This window comes from Sphingomonas oryzagri, from assembly GCF_029906645.1.
In the GTDB taxonomy this organism is placed as follows: Bacteria; Pseudomonadota; Alphaproteobacteria; order Sphingomonadales; family Sphingomonadaceae; genus Solisphingomonas; species Solisphingomonas oryzagri.
In genome coordinates, this window is the sequence record NZ_JARYGZ010000001.1 from 1,373,405 (window position 1) to 1,391,565 (window position 18,161).

Genomic DNA, 18,161 nt, shown 5'->3' on the forward strand with positions numbered 1-18,161 from the left:
ACTGCACCCGCCCCTCCAGGGGACCGAATGAGTCGGAGACCTATGTTTCGCGTAGCTGCGCTCGTAACCGGTTACAAGGACACTTCCTTCATCCGGCGTTCACACAGCACCGATCGTCTCGAATTGTTGCGCGCGTGCTACGGTTCGATGCTCAAGCGGTCTTGGGCAGCGGCGGTGCCTGGCAGGTGCGAGCTATGAATGCGGCATGATCGGGCATGGCCCGCGCGCAATCCGCGATCACCTCCTCGATATCGCGGAGGAAAGACAGCGCCTGATCGTCCGGTACCATATCGACCATCGGATCGTACCGCATCGGCAAGCCCTGCCCCAGCAGGACCTGAACCCAGCTTTCCTCGCGGAACAGCTCGGCCTTGGCGCGCATGAAGAAGCGGCCGGACGAGCGGAAAAGCTCCAGTCGCTCGACCAGGCTGTCGGGCACGTCCATATGCTTCAGATAGGCCCAGAAAGGCGTGTCTTCGCGATCGGTAACCTTGTAGTGCGCGATGATAAAATCGCGCACGTCGCAGAATTCAAAGTCGTGCTGGCGGTTATATTCGGCGATGTCGGCGACGTTGAAGCCCTGCCCCGGAAACAGGGCGACCAGTTTGGTGATGCCAGTCTGGATCAGGTGGATGCTGGTCGATTCCAGCGGCTCCAGAAAACCGGCCGAAAGCCCGATCGCGACGACATTCTTTTCCCATGCCCGATGCCGCTTTCCGGGCCGGAAACGCACGACCCTGGGATCGGCCAGCGGCTTGCCGTCGAGATTGGCGAGCAACACCGAAGCCGCCTCGTCATCGGAGATATGGCTGCTCGCATAGACGTGCCCGTTGCCGATGCGATGCTGCAGCGGGATACGCCACTGCCAGCCGCTGCCGTGCGCCGTGGAGCGGGTGTAGGGGGTGAGCGGCGAGACGCTTTCGCACGGCACCGCCTGTGCCCGATCGCACAGCAGCCAGCGGTTCCAGTCCTCATAGCCGACACCCATCGCATCGCCGATCAGCAGCCCGCGCATCCCCGAGCAGTCGACGAACAGATCGCCATCCACCTCGCGCCCGTCGGCGAGCACGACGCGATCGACGAAGCCGTCCTCCGGCCGGAGCTTCACGTCGACGATCCGCCCCTCGATCCGCTCGACGCCGCGCCCCTCCGCCTGCCCCCGCAGGAAACGCGCGAACAGCGAGGCATCGAAATGGTAGGCGTAGTCGATGTCCGCCATCGGCGAGCCGGGGTTGCGAGGATCGGGCGGGCAGAAACGGTTCATCCGCGCGGCCAGCGTATTCAGCGAATAATGATCGAAATGCCTGGCCCGCCCCTTGGCCAGCGCCTTCAGCCAGAGCTGGTGCGGGTGGAGCCACATCAGATCCTGCCCGATCTTGCCGAAGCCGTGGATATAGCTGTGGCCCGGCGCCCGCCAGTTCACGAACTCGATGCCGAGCTTGAACGTCGCCTGCGTCGCCTGCACCATTTCCTTCTCGGCGATGCCGGCAAGGCCGTTATAGCTGCGGATCGCCGGGATGGTCGCCTCGCCCACGCCGATCGTGCCGATCTCGTCGGATTCGATCAGGCGGATCGTGTACCCGCGAATGAACAGGCGCGAGAGGAGCGCCGCCGTCATCCATCCGGCGGTGCCCCCGCCCACGATCGTGACGGTTTTCAGCGGCACATTGGGACTGTCCACGCGATCCCCCTCAATCCTTGCGGAAGCCGATCTTCTTCAACGCCGGCGCGATTTCGGGATTGGACATGAACAGCTTCCAGATCAAGCCGCTCCGGTAGTTCTCGATCATCACCACCGGCGGCGCCTGGTTCAGCCCCATATAAGTCTCGTCAAACCAGTTGTCGGTCTCGTTATAACCGTCCGAGAAGCCATAGACGCCCCAGGTCTTCGCGCCGAGATCGCGGTAGAAATGCTTGAGCGCCTTCATCGATTCCACCGGCGTGTAGGGAAAGGAACTGAGCGCCCCCTGCGGCGTGATCGTGCCGTTGTCGTCGGCCTCGCGCGGGCGGCCGCCGGCGTGGATACCGGCCGTGAAGCCCCAGGCATCATCGCCATAGCCCTTGAACCCGCGCGGATTGTCCACCGCATAAGCGTGATTGATCAGCGAGATGGCGCGGTTGTTCTTGAAATAGTCGGTATAGGCATCCCGCTTGCCTCGCGGGTCGAAGCCCATGAAGGAGAAATGGGTGAAGAACAGGTCGGCGCCATTGCCTTCGCCGACATCCAGCTTGATGCCGTAGAAGCTGTGGCCGTTGGTGAAGTGGTCGCCGAGCGTCGTCTTGCTCCAGCGCTGGCGATAGGCGACGGCGAGCGGCGATTGCCCCGCCCACCCGGTGTGCCAGAGGCTCGGCGGCACCGCATGGGTCGGCGAGGCGATCGCCAGCAGATAGGCGATCATCGACTCGTTCCAGCCGATCAGCGGATGGTGGATGTGGAAGCCGTAATCCGGCGACCAGTGCCAGTAGAGATAGGGGCTGTCCGCACCGTCGCGATACCAGTTCCAATCGACCGCCTTCCACATCGCGGTGATCGTGTCGCGGATTTCGCGCTCTTCCGGCGTGTTCCGGATGAAATATTGGCGCGCGGTGAGCAGCCCCTCCATCATGAAGGAGGTCTCGATCAGATCCCCGCCATCGTCATACTGGCCGAAGAAGGACATCGCCTTCCCCGTCCGCCCGTCGAGATAATGCGGCCAGACGCCGTGGAAGCGATCCGCTTTGTCCAGAAACCGCACGATCCGGAGGAAGCGCTGCACGCCCTGCTCGCGCGTGACGAAGCCGCGATCGATACCAACGACGAGCGCCATCAGCCCGAAGCCCGATGCGCCCAGCGCGACCTGGTTGGGATTACCGGGCTGGATCTCCAGCGCCAAGCCCGCATCGGGATGCGCGCCCTCCCAATAATAGCGGAACTGCGCCTCCTGAACCATGGTGAGCAGTTCGTCGTCGGACAGCGCGCGGGTCGTGGCGCTCACCTCGGCCGAAGGCGCCGACTCCTGCCCCGCCGCGTCGAGCGCGGTCACGCGATACCGCGCCGACTTGCCGCTCGCGCCGAGGAAATCCTCGAAGCGGGCGATGTTGCCCTTCTGCGTACCGAGCGGCACGAAGGGCTGGCCGTCGATGGAACGGTCGATCCGCCAGCTGTCCACCGGTGCGGACGGCAATTGCCAGGCCAGGTCGATATGCCGGTCATAGCCCTTTGCGGTGACGCCCACCGGCGCCGATGGAGGCGTGGCGGGCGCCTGCGCCTTGCCGTCCTCGACGCGGATGTCGTCGATGTAGAGCGTGTGCGGCGTTCCGTCGTCGAGCGACTGGTTGATCGTGATCCCCGACAGTTTGGTCATGTCCACCTTGCGGTCGCTGATCGATCCGATCATGTCGACGAAGGTGGCGAAGGGCAGGCTGATCTTAACCCACTTCTTCACCGGAATATCGGGGTTCGGCCCCAGCAGCGGGATGGTCGTGGTGCTGCTGCCGGTCGCATCGGTGAGGAAAAGACCCGGCGACCCATGCGGCCCGACCGGCTGTTCGGCATAGACCCAGAAGCTCAGCGTATCGCCGATGAAGCTGGCGGTACGGAAATATTTCTGGACATCCAAGGCGACCCGCCAGTCGCCGCCGGTCTTCGATGTCCATGACAGGCGCAGGCTGTTGGGCGGGCTGTGGAAGGTGCGCGCATCGACCGGCAGCGCGCCATTTTCCAGCTCGAAGCTGCTCGGCGCGATCACGCTGCCCTTGCTGAAATGATAGGGACCGCCGACACGCGCATTGTCGAACGCGACATGCTCGTCATAGCTTTCGGCAAGTGCCGGCACGGCGAGGCCGATCGCCAGAGCGACCGCGGTCGATCGACGGAGCCAGAGCCTCCCCCTACCGCGATTTTGCCTCGTCATCATCATCCCCTCGCTTATTATGTAATCGGTTCCATAACGCGCTGCGGAGATTCCGCATCGCAAATCGACGGGTTTCTAGGACTTGTCTTGCGGAGCGGATCCCGTGGTGGTGCCGCGCACGACCAGATCGGGCTGATGCCATTCCACCAGCGGCGCGTCGTCGCCCTCATCATCCATCATCGTCGCGAGCCTTTCCACCGCCCGCGCTCCGATTTCGGCAATCCCGACCCGGATCGTCGTCAGCCCCAGATAGCGGGCGATCGGAACATCGTCGAAGCCCGCAATGGCGATTTCCGCAGGCACCTGCCGACCGGCGTCGCGCAGGGTCTGGAGACAGCCGACCGCCATCATATCGTTCGCCGCAAAGATCGCGTCCACGGGAATGTTTTCGGCGAGGATATGCCGAGCGGCCGCTTCCCCGCTCTCCTCGGTGAAATTGCCCGGCAGCAGCGTGAGCAGCGCACCGGGAATTTCGCGACCGATCGCCTCCGCGAAACCGTCCCGCCTTTCGCGCGCATCGACGTTATGATCCGGTCCGGCAACGTGAACGATCGAGCGTCGGCCGATCGTCGCGAAATGCCGCGCCACGGCCGCCGCGCCGGCGCGATTGTCCATGCGAAGCGCGGGATGGTGGCCGTTATCGTCGGAAGAATTGATCAACACCGCCGGCAGTCCGCGCGGCACCGCCGACGACCAGCCATCCGCCCGCATCTGGGGGGACATGATCAACAGGCCATCGACCCGACCACGCATCGCCCGCAGTGCCTGCGTCGCCTGTGCCGGATCGGCGTGCATGTTGGACAGCAGGAGTTGCAGGCCCCGGCGGCTCGCCTCCCGATCCATGCCGCGCACGATCTCGGAGAAGAACTCGCCATGGAGATCGGGCAGCACGACGCCAATCGCGTTGGAGCGCGCCATGCTGAGGCTGCGTGCACCCGCATGGGGCACATAACCCAGCCGGTCCGCCACTGCGACGACATGTGCCCGTGTCTCGGGCCGCACGCTCTTGTGGCCGTTGAGCGCGCGGGACACGGAGGCGACCGAAAGCCCGGCTTCCCTTGCCACGTCGCGGATCGTCGCCTGTGTCATGCCCCTCCTGCCGACCCGTCGATTCAGCGATCGATCGGGTGCCGGCATTCCGGTAACCGGTTCCACCCCGCGCAGCAAGCGCGGCGGCCGTTCGGCCGATCAGCGGAGATCAGAAATGGTGCGTGCAGAGCGCCACCAGCAGAATGATGGGGATCGGAACACCGATCACGTAGAGCAATATCGAACGCATGTCTGGCTCCATCCGCGAGAAGATCACGGGCAAACGCCCCGGAGCCGAAAATTCTCCTTGCGCGTCAGTCACAAGCTCCGTCAGGCGCAGGCGCGCGGCGGCTCGAGGTAGGAGAGGAGCTGGCCGCCCAGCGTCAGCGGATCGAACGGCTTGGTCAGCACGCCATCGGCACCCCGCTTGCGGTACGCGGCTTCCTCGCGCAGGCCCACCTTGGCCGTCATCAGGACGAAAGGCATTCGTTTCAGCCCCTCGCGCTGCAGGATGTCGAGCAGTTGCAGGCCGTTCAGACCGGGCATCATCAGGTCGCTCACCACCAGGTCAGGCAGCCATCCGCCCTCCTTGAGCTGGCGCAGCGCCTCGTCACCCTCCTCGACATGGCGGGCCTCGATCCGCGAATCGAGATCGAGGGCGAGCAGCGTGATCTGGGCAATGTCCCAGTCGTCTTCGATCAGGAGAACCTTTGTCTTGGTCATCATCTCAACTCACGTTCGCGATACGACGCTCGCCGTGCATTCCGGCATGTCTGTCGATCCAATCCCGCCGGCCACGATCGCCGCCGAGTTGCGTCCGGTCGAACGGTCCCAACTCGTCCCAGCGCCCTTCCGGACGCAGCAGCAGCATCGGATCCGCGCCAAAGCGTATCGCGTCGTTGGACGGCTCGAGATCGAGCATGATCTCGCGATACGGAATGTCGGCGAAGCTGAAATTCCTGCCGCCCATGTCGCGCCAGCCAAGGCTGCCCCACAGCGGCACGAGATCCGCGCGCGAGTGGGCGTAGAGCTTGCGATAGCCCTTGCGTCGGCAATGTTCGACGGCGGTGCGGACGAGTTGCCGCGTCAGCCGGTGGCGACGATATTCCTTGCGTACCGCAACCCGCTCGATCTTGGCGAAATCGCCGAACCAGCGAATGCGCAGACATCCTGCCGGATCGCCGTCCACCGTCGCGAGGAAATGGGTAGCGCAGAAATCGTTTCCGTCGAACTCTTCCTCATAGAGCGGGAACTGCTCGGCCATGTAGACGGTGGAGCGCACGGCGAAAACACGGGCGATATCCTCCATGCTGCGCGCCACATGCACGCCGATTTCAGGGCGATGCAGCTTCACCGCGGGAAGTGCCACCAGCAGCCAGTCGGGCGCGGAAGGGTAAAGCTCGCTCGCGTGCTGGAAGCCGATCGCGGCCTGCATACGCGACGAAACCCGCGTGACGCCGCGCGAGAAGATCGGGATGCCATCCGCCACGCAGTCATCCATGTGGCCGATCAGCCGGACGCACTGGCCGATCTGCTGTGGCGCCCAGACCAACCAGATGTAGATCGACGACGCCGGCTCGCCGGGACGAGCCAGCCAGGCGGGGTTCGGCGAACGACCGGAGAAGCGACCGTCGATGATCGCGGCCGTACCCGCCTCGTTGAGACGAAGAAACGCGATGAGCTGGCGCGCCCCGCCTGCGCTCGGCTCGGTGATTCGGAACTGCGCGGGATCGATCGCCCACACAGCATCGACCGCGCGGTCATCCGCGAGGGTCATGACCTCCCGCGCGACGGCGAGAATCTCGGCGACATCCTGACGGGTAGCCGCGCGGATCGGGCGCGCCTCGGCATGATCGGCCCAGCGGTAGAAGACCGGCTCGAACCGCCGCCCCGCCGACATCTCCAGTCCGGTCGCACGTGCAATGTTGCTCATGATTCCCGCCTCGATCCGTGCTAAAAAGTTAACGAGAAACATAATGGCGACCTTGCACGTGACGGATATGGAGATTGCTGAACGCAGCGTTCAGGCGCTGAACACACGGCTGGAGGCGTTGCCGGCCGGCGCGCGGTGGGACGATGTGCGGGTCGCCCAATCCCTGAATGATGTCGGCAGTTTCCGGCAGGCGGCGGAACGCCTCGGCATCACCGTGAACACGGTGCGAGCGCGTCTTGATCGGCTGGAGGCTGCAGTCGGACTACGGCTCTTCCGGCGCTCGCCGAAAGGGGTCACCGCCACGCCGGCCTGCGTCGATCTCCTTGCTGCCGTGCGGCGTATCCGCACCGGCCTGGACACGCTGGAGATTGAGTCGGCACCGCCCCTGGTGTCGCCCGGCGAGATACGCATCGGCGCATCGGAGGCGCTCGGCGTACTCTGGCTCGCCCCTCGACTCGGCGATCTGCAGGACCGTCTGGAAACGCGATCCGTCCATCTCAGTTGCTCCTACGATCTTCAGCGGGATCGCAGCTTCGAAATCGATGTCGAGGTCGGGTTCAAGCGTTCCGAAAATCCGGATCGAATCTGCGCGCGTCTTGCGACCGTGCATTTCATGCTGTTCGCGTCCCGTGACTATATCGCGCGGCACGGCGCCCCCCGAACGCTGGCGGAGATTACCCGTCATCGCTTCATCGAGCAGGTCGCGCCGGGGGTGAATTCGCACATCATCGATTTCCTCGTCGGCACGGGCCACGAGGAATCGTTCAGGCCGCTGCGCATGAATTCGGGGATGGCGCTGCTCACGGCGGTGGAGCGCGGCGAAGGGATCGCGTTCATGCCGACCTATGTCGTGGCGCTTGATCGGGGTCTCGTGCCGATCGCTCTTCCGGTACAGCTGCGTTTCGACATCTTCCTCAGCTATGCGGGCGACGTGAAAGGCGCGAAGCCGATCGTCGATACCGTCCGCTGGCTCCGCGAGATTTTCGATCCTGCCGACCAACCGTGGTTCGGCGAGGATTTCATCCACCCCCATGCGATGGCGGACATGACATTGCGCGCGCTCGCGGATTTCGACGGCAGCATCCGCTAGCACGCACGACGCCGCCGCGCTGCTATCGCCCGGTCGCCGGTATAAGCGCCGGGGGCAGGCGCGGCTTCACCACCTCGCGCAGCACGAAACCCGATTCCATCCGTACCACACCGGGCAGGTGCGACAGCTCGGCACGATGGATTTCCGCGAAATGATCGAGGGACCGCGCCAGCACGGTGACCAGATAATCGTCGGTGCCGGACATTAGATCGCACCGGACGACCGAAGGGCAATCCACGACCGCGCGCTCGAATGCCTCCAGCACCTCGGCCCGCTGGCTGCCCAGCGCGATCTTGATGTGGACGATCGTGCCGTGGCCCAGCCGCCGCAGGTCGAGCTTCGCCTCGTAGCCCGCGATCACGCCCGCCTCCTCGAGCGCCGTCTGCCGCCGGGCGATGGCTGTGGGCGACCGGCCGATAGTCTCCGACAGCGCATTCTGCGTTATACGTCCGTTACGCGAAAGTTGACCGAGGAGCTGCCAGTCGAGCGCGTCGAGCGAAGGTGGGGATTCCTGCATGGATGATCGCCTTTGCGAAGATTATCGGCGCTCGTAGCAGGTTCATTCGCCGACTTCGCCGGGAAACAGCGTCCGTTTCGATATATCCTGTGTTCAAACCACTAGGAGACCCACCATGCTCGTCGGCGTTCCCAAGGAAATCAAGAATCACGAATATCGCGTCGGCCTGACGCCGGGCGCGATCCGCGAATATGTCGCGGCCGGCCACAAGGCGATCGTCGAGACCAATGCCGGTGCCGGCATCGGCGCCTCCGACGACGTCTATCGTGCAGCGGGTGCCGATATCGTCGATACCGCCGAGGAAGTCTTCGCGCGTGCCGAGATGGTGGTGAAGGTGAAGGAGCCGCAGCCCTCCGAGTGGGTACAGCTGCGCGAGAGCCAGATCCTCTTCACCTACCTCCACCTCGCGCCCGATCCCGAGCAGGCCAAGGGCCTGATGGCGTCCGGCGTCACCGCCGTCGCCTATGAGACCGTGACCGATGCGACCGGCGGCCTGCCGCTGCTCGCGCCGATGAGCGAAGTCGCCGGTCGTCTCTCGATCGAGGCGGCGGGTACCGCGCTGAAGGCGGTCTCCGGTGGTCGCGGCTTGCTGCTCGGCGGCGTTCCGGGCGTGCAGGCGGCGCGCGTCGTCGTGCTGGGCGGCGGTGTCGTCGGCACCCACGCGGCCCGCATGGCGGCCGGCCTCGGCGCGGAAGTCACGATCATCGATCGCTCGATCCCCCGTCTTCGTCAGCTCGACGAGCTGTTCCACGGCCGGGTCCGCACCCGCGTCTCGACCATCCAGTCGATCGAGGACGAGATCGCCGAGGCTGACGTGGTGATCGGTGCGGTGCTGGTGCCGGGCGCCTCGGCGCCGAAGCTGGTGACCCGCCCGATGCTCGGCCTGATGAAGCCGCGCGCGGTGCTGGTCGACGTCGCGATCGATCAGGGCGGCTGCTTCGAGACCAGCCACGCCACCACCCATGCCGACCCGACCTACGAGGTGGACGGCATCATTCACTATTGCGTCGCCAACATGCCGGGCGCGGTGCCGCTGACCTCCAGCCACGCGCTCAACAACGCGACGCTGCCCTACGGCCTCGCGCTGGCGAAGGATGGCGTCAAGGCGTGCGAGACCAATGCGGGCCTCAAGGAAGGCCTGAACGTGCAGGGCGGCCACATCGTCAACAAGGTGGTGGCCGACAGCCTTCACTTCGCCTGAGGCTTCGCCCCGAAATCGATGGCGCCGCGACGATCCACCGTCGCGGCGCCATTGTCGTTTCAGGGCAGATCCATCCAATCGCTCTCGCCACCGATCGGATCGCCGGGCGGGACATCGACGGTGCGCGGGCGATCGGCGAGCAGGCGCTCGCGCTGTTGCGGATCGAGCAACTGCCGCGACAGGCTGGAGGCCCACGCCATATCCGCCGCGTCGCCCTTGCGACGCGCCAGCCCCTCGGCGACATCGTGAACGCGACTGTCGAGGATCGCGGCGATTTCGGGCATGACCTGCGGGTTGCGTGCTGCCTGCGCCATCGTGACGATGGTGCGATAGGCGATGCGGCGGGTCAGCGCGTCCGTGCGATCGGGCAGCGTCACGGCCAGCAAGCGGTCGAGCAGTTCGCTGACGCCCAGCGCGTTCGGATCGACCGCGTGCTGCACCTCCAGCCGCGCCAGTCGCGTCGGCGCCAGCAGGGCGTTGAGCGGGACCTCCGCGCCGACATCGGCCGCCACCAGCGGATCGAACACCGGCCCCCCGGCGGTCGCGAACAGCTCGATGTCGAACTGGCGGTTGTCGCTGCCGTTGCGGGCCGAGGAGAGCAAAGGAAGCAGCCCCGCCGGCACCCGCAACTGATCCGGTGACAGCGTCGCCAGCACCGCCGAGAGCGCGGCGCGCTGGCGGTCCGCCGGTACGGGCAGCGACTGCTCGCGCCCGTCGCCATAGATCGAATAGGCAAAATCGACGCCGCCGATCGCCTTGGCCGCCGCAACCACCTCGTAGCGGTGGAGCAGGTAGATCGGCACGAAGCGGCGGCGCAGATCGGCCATCGGCTCGCCCGGCAACAGAGCGGCGGTGCCGAAGCCATCGATCGCCGCCCGGCGGACAGTCATCAGACGGGTCAGCTCGGCGGTCGGATCCGGCCCGTCATCCCACAGGCCGCCCCATGGCTGGGCGGTGTCCGCCTTACGGGCATTGTCGTCCTGTACGTAGCGCATGCCGGCCGCGACATCGGCGGTCGCCTTGGCATCAGCCTCGGCCTGCGTGCCGGCGCCATAGAGCCAGTCGACCGTCGCCTTATCCCACGTGCCGATGCCGCGCGCATAGGCGTCGGTCAGGTCCGGCTTGCCGTCGACCAGCCCGATGCGCGGCCCCGGATAATCCATCACCGAGGCGCGATCCTGCGTGCTGCCTGCGAAATTGTGCGCGAAGCCGAGCGAATGGCCGACCTCGTGCGCGCCGAGCTGGCGGATACGCGCGAGCGCCACCTGCACCGGATCGTTCGGCCCACCCTGCCCGGTCTTCGCCGCGCCGACGAGGCCCTGGAAGATCAGGATGTCCTGCCGCACCCGCTCGGAGCCCAGCACGACCATGCCCTTGACGATCTCGCCGGTGCGCGGATCGACGATATCCTGCCCGTAGGACCAGCCGCGCGTCGCGCGATCGTCCCAGTTCACGATGTTGTAGCGCACATCCATCGGATCCGCGCCCTCGGGCAGCAGCTCGGCCTTGAAGGCATCGATATAACCGGCAGCGTCGAAGGCCTGCCCCCACCAGTCGATCCCCTCCAGCAGCGCGGCGCGGATCGGCTCGGGCGCGGCGCGATCGAGGTAGAAGATGATCGGCTTCTTCACCCGCGAACGCGCGGCTGTCGGATCGACCTTCTCCAGCCGGAAGCGGTTGGCGACGTCCCGCACGACATCCTGCCCCAGCGGCACACGATAATCGACCGACTGGGTGGAGAAGCCCCCAATACGTGGATCGAAGGCGCGCGGCACGAAGCCCGGCCCCGGCAGCCGCACGAAGCTGTGATGGACGGTGAAGCTCACCTGACGCGGATCGGGCGCGATATTCTCGACCTCCGCGCCGGGCTTGTCCGACGTGTAGGTCTGGATCGCGTCGATCTCGAGATTGTCGGGGAACAGCTTTACCGATGCGGGATCGGCGGCGCTCAGCTTGTCGTCGAGCTTGAAGCCCTTGCCCGCGCCCTGCGCGGCGTCGCCGGTGCCCATCGCGTCGCCTTCCTGCCCCAGCGACTTGGCGATGCCAAGCCGGTCGGCGGTGAGAAAGCTCGCTATGTCGACGACGATCGATCCGTCCGGCTGCGTCGCCACGACGTCACCGGTCCACACCACCGAGGTCGCGAAATCGCCGCTCGGCACGCCGGCACCGGCGGGCGAGCGGAAACGGGGGTTCTCGAACTGCGCCACCACCTTCTTGCCGAGCCGGCGGAACGCGAGGATCTGCGCGTCGCCGACCCGCCCGCGATCGAGGAAGGTCGGTGCCGAGCCAAGGCCGGTACGAAGCGCCGTTGTGTAGAGATAGCGGCCGGAAACCCCGTCCGGCCCCGCCGCCGGCAGAGTCAGAAGGATGCGCCCACCGTTGCGATCGACATGGACGGGCAACAGCCCCTCCATCGCGACGCTCCCCGCAAAGGGCGACGGCACGGAAGCCGGCGCGGCGGCGTGAACTGGCAACGCGAACGCCAGCATCGCGGCAGTGGACAGTAGAGCAAAACGCATGACGCCCCCGAAACATTGGCCCCCGTCCGCACGATGCGGAAAGCGGCCGGCATCGGCAAGCACCGATCGTATAAATTACGTCACGATCATCATCGCTCCGCTGGTGCCATAGCCCTCGACGATCGGGGCCAGCGCGACGTGCACCGGCCGCTCATCCGCTCCGTTGACCAGCAGCAGGCTGGCGATGGAGCGAGCACCCTTGCCGGACAGCACCTCCTCCAGCGCCTCCGTGACCTTCGCACGGGCTGAGAGCGCCAGCAGATCGGTGGCGCGAACGCCGACGAGACGGCCGGGCATGAAGCCCGCCATGCGCGCGAAGCCGACATCCGCCACCTTGATCGTGCCTCGCATGCTGAGGTGCGCCGTGCCGATCGCGCCATGCACGTCGATCGCCTCGCGCAACGCTGCGGCGGTGCGCTCGGCCTGATCGGCCTCGTCCTCCTCGCCGGCCGGGCGGAGCGTCAACGCCACGCCGTCCGGCCAGGGAAAGACGTGGACGCGCAACTTGCCGCCGCCATGCGGCGCGGTCAGCCTGCCTTCCTCGCCGGTGCGCAGCGTGCGGCGGATCTGGCCGCCGACCGGCCCATCCGCCAGCACCGGCATCGCCTCCGCGAAGGACAGGCCGGCGAGCGTCTCGCGCGCATGGCCGAGCATCATCGCGCCCAACGCGTTGGCGCCGCGCACGATCAGATCGGCATCGAGCGCGATGAAGCCGGAATCGATCCGTTCTGCCAGCAGATCGTGCTCGATCAGCGCGCGCTCGCCATCGGGCACCGGCTCGATCGCCGACATGGCGTTCCACGTCGCGGCGGAGACGAGCACGCAGCGCGGCCGCCCGTGGTGGGTGACGATCAGCGGCCCGAGCGCGGTGCGATCCTGCCACATCCCGAAGTTTCGCGTAATTTCCGCAGCCGACACGAACCGCGGAGCCTGCCGTTCCAGCATGACGCCCTCTCTTCCCACGATTGCGTGCGTGATCGTGGTTAAGGGACGTGAACGTTGCAACCGAAGCCCGATCCGAATTGCGCGTAATCTCCGCGAAATTGCGCGAAAGCGGAGAGACCGGCTCCTTCATCGTGATCGGGCCATGATCGGGCCATGGTCAAGCATCAGCCCGGATCGACTCTTCTGGCGGCGCGCAAGCGCTTGTCGGCCGACGCGCGCGGTGCCGCGATCGTCGAGATGGCGATGACGCTGCCGATCCTGTTGATCCTGCTGATCGGGATCGTTTCCTACGGCGACTGGATGCTGACCGCCCACAGCGTGCAACAGGCCGCCAACGATGCGGCGCGCGCATCGATCGCGGGGCTGACCAGCAGCGAGCGGGCCGGCATCGCGCAGACGACCATGCAGACCACCCTGCGCCGCGCGGGCGCGCTCGATCCGAACCGTGCAACGCTGTCGGTGGACGACGACGGCACCACGCTCGTCGTGCGGCTGCGCTACGATGCCAGCGCCGACCCGCTGCTCCACCTCACCTTCGTCCCCATGCCGAGCGCGCAGATCCAGCGCAACGCGGCGATCCGGCTCGACAGCCTTTGAGGCCGTCCATGATCCGCTGGCTCCAGCGCCTCCGTCGCGATCGGCGCGGCGCCGTCACGATCATCGCAGCGGGGTCGCTGATCGCATTGCTCGCCGCCACCGCGCTGGCGGTGGACATGGGATCGGTCTACCTCAACAGCCGCCGCCTGCAGGGCGTCGCCGATGCCGCAGCCCTTGCGGCGGCCGGCGCGAAGGATCCGACCGGCGCGGCCCGGCAGGCCATCGCGATCAACGGCCTGGCAGCGGCGCAGGTCGCAGCGCTCACGCAGGGGAGCTATACGGCCGACGCCTCGCTCGCCCCCGGCCAGCGCTACGCCGCCGGCGCATTCCCCACCAATGCCGCGCAGGTGACGCTGGAGCAGGACGTGCCGCTCTTCTTCGCGCGGGCCTTCACCGGTCATGCGACGACCCACATCGCCGCCAAGGCGACGGCGGTGCGCATCGACTATGCCGCCTTCTCGATCGGATCGCGGCTCGCATCGGTTCAGGGCGGGTTGCCAAACACGCTGCTCTCTGCGCTGGCGGGGACGAGCCTCAACCTCTCGGTGATGGACTATAATGCGTTGGTCGGCACCGACATCGACGTGCTGAAATTCTCCGACGCGCTGCGTACCCAGCTTAAACTCACCGGCGCCACCTTCGGCCAGACGCTCGATACCAACGTCACGCTCCCGCAGGCGCTGAGCGCGCTCGCGGCGGTGACGCCGGACAGCACCGCCGCTGCCGCGCTCAACCGCATCGCGCTGAAGGTCTCGCCCGTCACCGTCCGCCTGTCCGACCTCATCGATCTTGGCCCCTATGCCAACCAGGACCATGCCGACCCCGACACGGTCGTGAAGGTCGATGGCTATTCGGTTCTCCGCGAGTTGCTTCAGCTTTCCAACGGCCAGCGGCAGGTGGCGCTGAACCTCGGCCTGTCGCTGCCGGGGGTGACGAGCACCACCCTCACCCTCGCGATCGGGCAGCGGCCGTCTCACTCACCCTGGCTCGCGATCACGCAGGCCGGCGGAACCTTCGTGCGGACCGCGCAGGCGCGCCTCTATCTCGATACGCGGGTGGGCGGCGTGGCGACGCTCGGCATCGCATCCCTGCGCGTGCCGATCCTGATCGAACTGGCCGAGGCACAGGCGAAGCTGGACAGCATTTCCTGTTCGGGGGGCGCCGCCAGCGCCTCCGTTACGCTGGACGCACAACCGGCGGTCGGGTCGATCGCCATCGCCGACATCGACACCGCGACGCTCGGCGACTTCACCGTGGCGCCGACCGAGAACCGCGCGCTGCTCGCCCACGCGCTGCTGCTCGACGTCACCGCGAAGGCACATGCGGCGCTGGGCGGGGTGACGTGGCAACCGGTCACCTTCTCCGCCGCCGACATCAAGGCGGGCAGCATCCGCCCCGTCTCGACCGGCGACATTCTGCAGGGCGTCGCGACCTCCCTGATGAAGAGCATGGATCTGCAGGTGAAGGTGCTCGGCCTCGGCGTGAATGCATCGGCCGCGACGCAACTGGTCGGCGGCGTGCTGATGCCATTGTCGCCCGCGCTCGACGGGATCGTCGATCAGGTAACCGGGCTGCTCGGCGTCCATGTCGGCCAGGCCGACCTGCGCGTCGATGGCGTCCGTTGCGGCAAGCCGACCCTGGTCGCCTAATACCCCATCAGGCTGAGCACTTCCTGACGGCTGCGTTCGTCGTCGCGGAAGACACCGAGCATCCGGCTGGTCACCATGCCGACGCCGGGCGTGCGCACCCCGCGCGCGGTCATGCAGGCATGGCTCGCCTCGATAACCACGGCGACACCGGCCGGCTGCAGCTTCTCCCAGATGCAATCGGCCACTTCCGCGGTCAGCCGCTCCTGCACCTGCAGGCGGCGCGCATAGCCCTGCAGCACGCGCGCGAGCTTGGAAATGCCGACCACCCGGTCCTTCGGCAGATAGGCGATCGAGGCCTTGCCGATGATCGGCGCCATATGATGCTCGCAATGCGACTGGAAGGGGATGTCTTTCAGCAGCACCACATCGTCATAGCCGCCCACCTCCTCGAAGGTGCGGGCGAGGTGCTTGCCCGGATCGTCGCCATAGCCCGAGCAATATTCCTTCCAGGCGCGCGCGACGCGCTTGGGGGTATCGAGCAGGCCCTCGCGGGTAGGGTCGTCGCCGGACCAGCGGATCAGGGTGCGGATCGCGTCGGCGACCTCGTCCGGCACCGGGATCTTGGCTTGCTCGGCGACCAGATCGCCATCCTCTGGATCATGTATCATGCGTCGCATGTGGAGGCTGCACCGCCCCCGCACAACATAGAAAAGGGAGGCGCCCCCGAAAGGCCGCCTCCCCCTTTTGGCACGCAACGCTACGAAAGCAGGATCAGCCGTGCAGCTTGATCGCCGTCTCGGCGACGAGCTTGCCCTGGAAGCGGGCGGCGTCGAGCTCCTCCTGGCCCGGCTGGCGCGAGCCGTCGCCATCGGCGAGCGTGGTGGCGCCGTAGGGAGCGCCGCCCTTCACCTTCTCCACGCCCATCTGGCCCTGGAAGCTGTAGGGCAGGCCGACGATCGTCATGCCGAAATGCAGCAGGTTGGTGATGATCGAGAACAAAGTCGTCTCCTGCCCACCATGCTGGCTGGCGGTGGAGACGAAGGCCGCCCCGACCTTGCCGTTGAGCGCGCCGCGCATCCACAGGCCGCCGGCCTGATCGAGGAATGCCGCCATCTGCGAGGAGATTCGGCCGAAGCGGGTGCCGGTGCCGACGATGATCGCGTCGTAGTCCGCCAGTTCGTTGATCGTCGCGACGGGAGCCTTCTGGTCCAGCTTGAAATGTGCGGCCTTCGCAACCTCCTCGGGCGCCGTTTCCGGCACGCGGCGGATCGCGACCTCCGCGCCGGCCGCGCGCGCGCCCTCGGCCATCGCCTCGGCCATCTGCTCGATGTGGCCGTAGGAGGAATAATAGAGGACCAGAACCTTCGCCATGATCGTGTCTCCCGATTTGATCGCCCGAAGGCGCTGAACACGGAAGCCGATCTAGCGATCCGACCCGAGAGGGGCGACCCGGATAAAACGGGATCGAACGTTCGAGATTTTGGAAAAGGTGGTGGCCCCAGAGGGATTCGAACCCCCGACCTGCGGTTTAGGAAACCGTCGCTCTATCCTGCTGAGCTATGGAGCCACTCCGGCGCGGAGCGTTAGGCGAGCAGCCCGATACGGTCAATTGTCGCGCGCCGGATCTCGCACCGGAAAGGGCAAGGGCGCCACCGGCACGCCTTCCTCGATCAGCGCCTTCGCCTCGGCGGGCGTGGTCTGGCCGTGGATCAGGCGATCCTCGGAATCGCCGGCATGGATGGCGCGGGCTTCCGATGCGAAGCGGTCGCCGACATCCTCCGAGTTCGCCAGCATCCTTCGCTGGGCCATCATCATCGCCTGCATCACCTGCTTGGGATCGGGCGTGGCGTTGCTCCGGGTGCCGGAGATGCGCGGCGCCATTGGTGCCTTGTCCACCGCGCCGTCTCCGCAGATCGGGCAGGAGACCAGCTTTCGGGCGCGCTGGTCGTCATAATCGGCCTGGCTGCCGAACCACGCTTCGAACACATGGCCGCCCGAACAGGCGAGATCGAACACGATCATGCGCGCACGACCTCGGGGATCGGACGACGATGCTTCAGCACTGGGATACGCGCGCGAACCTCGTGGAGCGTGGCCAGGTCGATCTCCGCGAAGCCGACGCCGGGCGCTTCGCCCATGTCGAGCAACACCTCGCCCCACGGATCGATCACCAGCGAATGACCATAAGTGGCGCGGCCGTCCTCGTGCGTCCCGGTCTGCGCTGCGGCGACCACGAAACAGCCCGCCTCGATCGCGCGGGCGCGGAGCAGGACGTGCCAGTGCGCCCTGCCCGTCGGCACGGTGAAGGCGGCAGGCGCCGCGAGTATCTCGGCGCCGGCATCGCTCAACGCGCGATAGAGATCGGAGAAACGCATGTCGTAGCAGATCGACAGGCCGAGCTTGCCGATGGGCGTCTCCGCTACCACGGCGCCCTCACCGGGGGCATAGGCAGCCGATTCGCGCCAGCTCTCGCCGGTCGGCAGATCGACGTCGAACAGGTGGAGCTTGTCATAGCGCGCGCGGATCGCGCCGGCATCGTCGATGAGGAAGGCGCGATTGACGTAGCGCCCCTCCCCACCGCCGGGCCGGAGCGCCAGCGAACCGAGATGCACCCACAGGCCCAGCCGCGTCGCCGCTTCACGCACCGCCGCCAGCACCTGATCGGCATCTTCCTCGACGATCGAGGCGGCAGCGCGCTTGCGGTCGCGATCGAGCAGCCCGGTCATCTCCGGCGTGAACACCATGCGCGCGCCACCCACCGCCGCCTCTTCCAGCCCGGCGACGAGCGTCGCGGCGTTGGCGGCGGGGTTGATCCCGCTGGTCATCTGGAGGACGGCGATGCGCATCG

General features: G+C 66.6%; 16 protein-coding genes and 1 tRNA gene. 4 read left to right on the top strand and 13 right to left on the bottom strand.

Features of this window, described 5'->3' with window-relative positions; translation table 11 throughout:
- Positions 1–151 precede the first annotated feature (151 nt).
- From QGN17_RS06600 to QGN17_RS06620, 5 genes are all read right to left on the bottom strand, one after another.
- The gene (locus tag QGN17_RS06600; RefSeq protein WP_281043703.1) at positions 152–1,681 is read right to left on the bottom strand and encodes a tryptophan halogenase family protein; all 1,530 of its coding nucleotides are present in this window, start codon (positions 1,679–1,681) and stop codon (positions 152–154) included.
- Between the two features lie 10 nt (positions 1,682–1,691).
- Positions 1,692–3,893 (bottom strand): glucoamylase family protein, encoded by a 2,202-nt coding sequence (locus QGN17_RS06605; RefSeq protein ID WP_281043704.1) that lies wholly within the window; start codon positions 3,891–3,893, stop codon positions 1,692–1,694.
- 75 nt (positions 3,894–3,968) lie between these two features.
- On the bottom strand, positions 3,969–4,982 hold the full coding sequence (locus QGN17_RS06610; RefSeq protein ID WP_281043705.1) for a LacI family DNA-binding transcriptional regulator: 1,014 nt from the start codon (positions 4,980–4,982) through the stop codon (positions 3,969–3,971).
- 270 nt (positions 4,983–5,252) lie between these two features.
- The gene (locus tag QGN17_RS06615; RefSeq protein ID WP_281043706.1) at positions 5,253–5,648 is read right to left on the bottom strand and encodes a response regulator; all 396 of its coding nucleotides are present in this window, start codon (positions 5,646–5,648) and stop codon (positions 5,253–5,255) included.
- A 1-nt stretch (position 5,649) separates the two neighbouring features.
- Positions 5,650–6,855 (bottom strand): GNAT family N-acetyltransferase, encoded by a 1,206-nt coding sequence (locus QGN17_RS06620; protein WP_281043707.1) that lies wholly within the window; start codon positions 6,853–6,855, stop codon positions 5,650–5,652.
- On the opposite strand from QGN17_RS06620, the gene QGN17_RS06625 reads away from it, so the two are divergent.
- On the top strand, positions 6,854–7,945 hold the full coding sequence (locus tag QGN17_RS06625) for a LysR family transcriptional regulator (protein WP_281043708.1): 1,092 nt from the start codon (positions 6,854–6,856) through the stop codon (positions 7,943–7,945). The genes QGN17_RS06620 and QGN17_RS06625 overlap by 2 nt on opposite strands.
- Before the next feature lie 22 nt (positions 7,946–7,967).
- On the opposite strand, the gene QGN17_RS06630 is transcribed toward QGN17_RS06625, so the two are convergent.
- Entirely contained in the window at positions 7,968–8,462 is a 495-nt protein-coding gene (locus QGN17_RS06630) for an Lrp/AsnC family transcriptional regulator (RefSeq protein ID WP_281043709.1), read from the bottom strand.
- 115 nt (positions 8,463–8,577) lie between these two features.
- On the opposite strand from QGN17_RS06630, the gene ald reads away from it, so the two are divergent.
- Positions 8,578–9,663, top strand: a complete 1,086-nt coding sequence (gene ald, locus QGN17_RS06635; RefSeq protein WP_281043710.1) for an alanine dehydrogenase — start codon at positions 8,578–8,580, stop codon at positions 9,661–9,663.
- Positions 9,664–9,722: 59 nt separating this feature from the next.
- Here the strand turns inward: ald and QGN17_RS06640 are convergent, their stop codons facing one another.
- Both QGN17_RS06640 and QGN17_RS06645 read right to left on the bottom strand, forming a co-directional pair.
- On the bottom strand, positions 9,723–12,182 hold the full coding sequence (locus QGN17_RS06640) for a zinc-dependent metalloprotease (RefSeq protein WP_281043711.1): 2,460 nt from the start codon (positions 12,180–12,182) through the stop codon (positions 9,723–9,725).
- 75 nt (positions 12,183–12,257) lie between these two features.
- Positions 12,258–13,127 carry a PAS domain-containing protein gene (locus QGN17_RS06645; protein WP_281043712.1) on the bottom strand — a complete coding sequence of 290 codons (870 nt, stop codon included), beginning with the start codon at positions 13,125–13,127 and terminating at the stop codon, positions 12,258–12,260.
- Between the two features lie 153 nt (positions 13,128–13,280).
- Between QGN17_RS06645 and QGN17_RS06650 the strand changes: the two genes are divergently transcribed.
- Together QGN17_RS06650 and QGN17_RS06655 are read left to right on the top strand one after the other, a co-directional pair.
- Complete coding sequence (locus QGN17_RS06650; RefSeq protein ID WP_281043713.1) at positions 13,281–13,724, top strand: TadE/TadG family type IV pilus assembly protein; 444 nt, start codon at positions 13,281–13,283, stop codon at positions 13,722–13,724.
- An 8-nt stretch (positions 13,725–13,732) separates the two neighbouring features.
- The gene (locus tag QGN17_RS06655) at positions 13,733–15,373 is read left to right on the top strand and encodes a TadG family pilus assembly protein (RefSeq protein ID WP_281043714.1); all 1,641 of its coding nucleotides are present in this window, start codon (positions 13,733–13,735) and stop codon (positions 15,371–15,373) included.
- Here the strand turns inward: QGN17_RS06655 and folE are convergent.
- The 5 genes from folE to QGN17_RS06680 form a co-directional block, all read right to left on the bottom strand.
- On the bottom strand, positions 15,370–15,981 hold the full coding sequence (folE, locus tag QGN17_RS06660; RefSeq protein ID WP_281043715.1) for a GTP cyclohydrolase I FolE: 612 nt from the start codon (positions 15,979–15,981) through the stop codon (positions 15,370–15,372). The genes QGN17_RS06655 and folE overlap by 4 nt on opposite strands.
- Before the next feature lie 103 nt (positions 15,982–16,084).
- Positions 16,085–16,684 carry an NAD(P)H:quinone oxidoreductase gene (wrbA, locus tag QGN17_RS06665; protein WP_281043716.1) on the bottom strand — a complete coding sequence of 200 codons (600 nt, stop codon included), beginning with the start codon at positions 16,682–16,684 and terminating at the stop codon, positions 16,085–16,087.
- Positions 16,685–16,803: 119 nt separating this feature from the next.
- A tRNA-Arg gene (locus QGN17_RS06670) sits at positions 16,804–16,880 on the bottom strand.
- Between the two features lie 38 nt (positions 16,881–16,918).
- On the bottom strand, positions 16,919–17,335 hold the full coding sequence (locus tag QGN17_RS06675; protein ID WP_281043717.1) for a DUF1178 family protein: 417 nt from the start codon (positions 17,333–17,335) through the stop codon (positions 16,919–16,921).
- Entirely contained in the window at positions 17,332–18,159 is an 828-nt protein-coding gene (locus tag QGN17_RS06680) for a carbon-nitrogen hydrolase family protein (RefSeq protein ID WP_281043718.1), read from the bottom strand. Before QGN17_RS06680 ends, QGN17_RS06675 begins: the two co-directional genes overlap by 4 nt.
- Positions 18,160–18,161 lie beyond the last annotated feature (2 nt).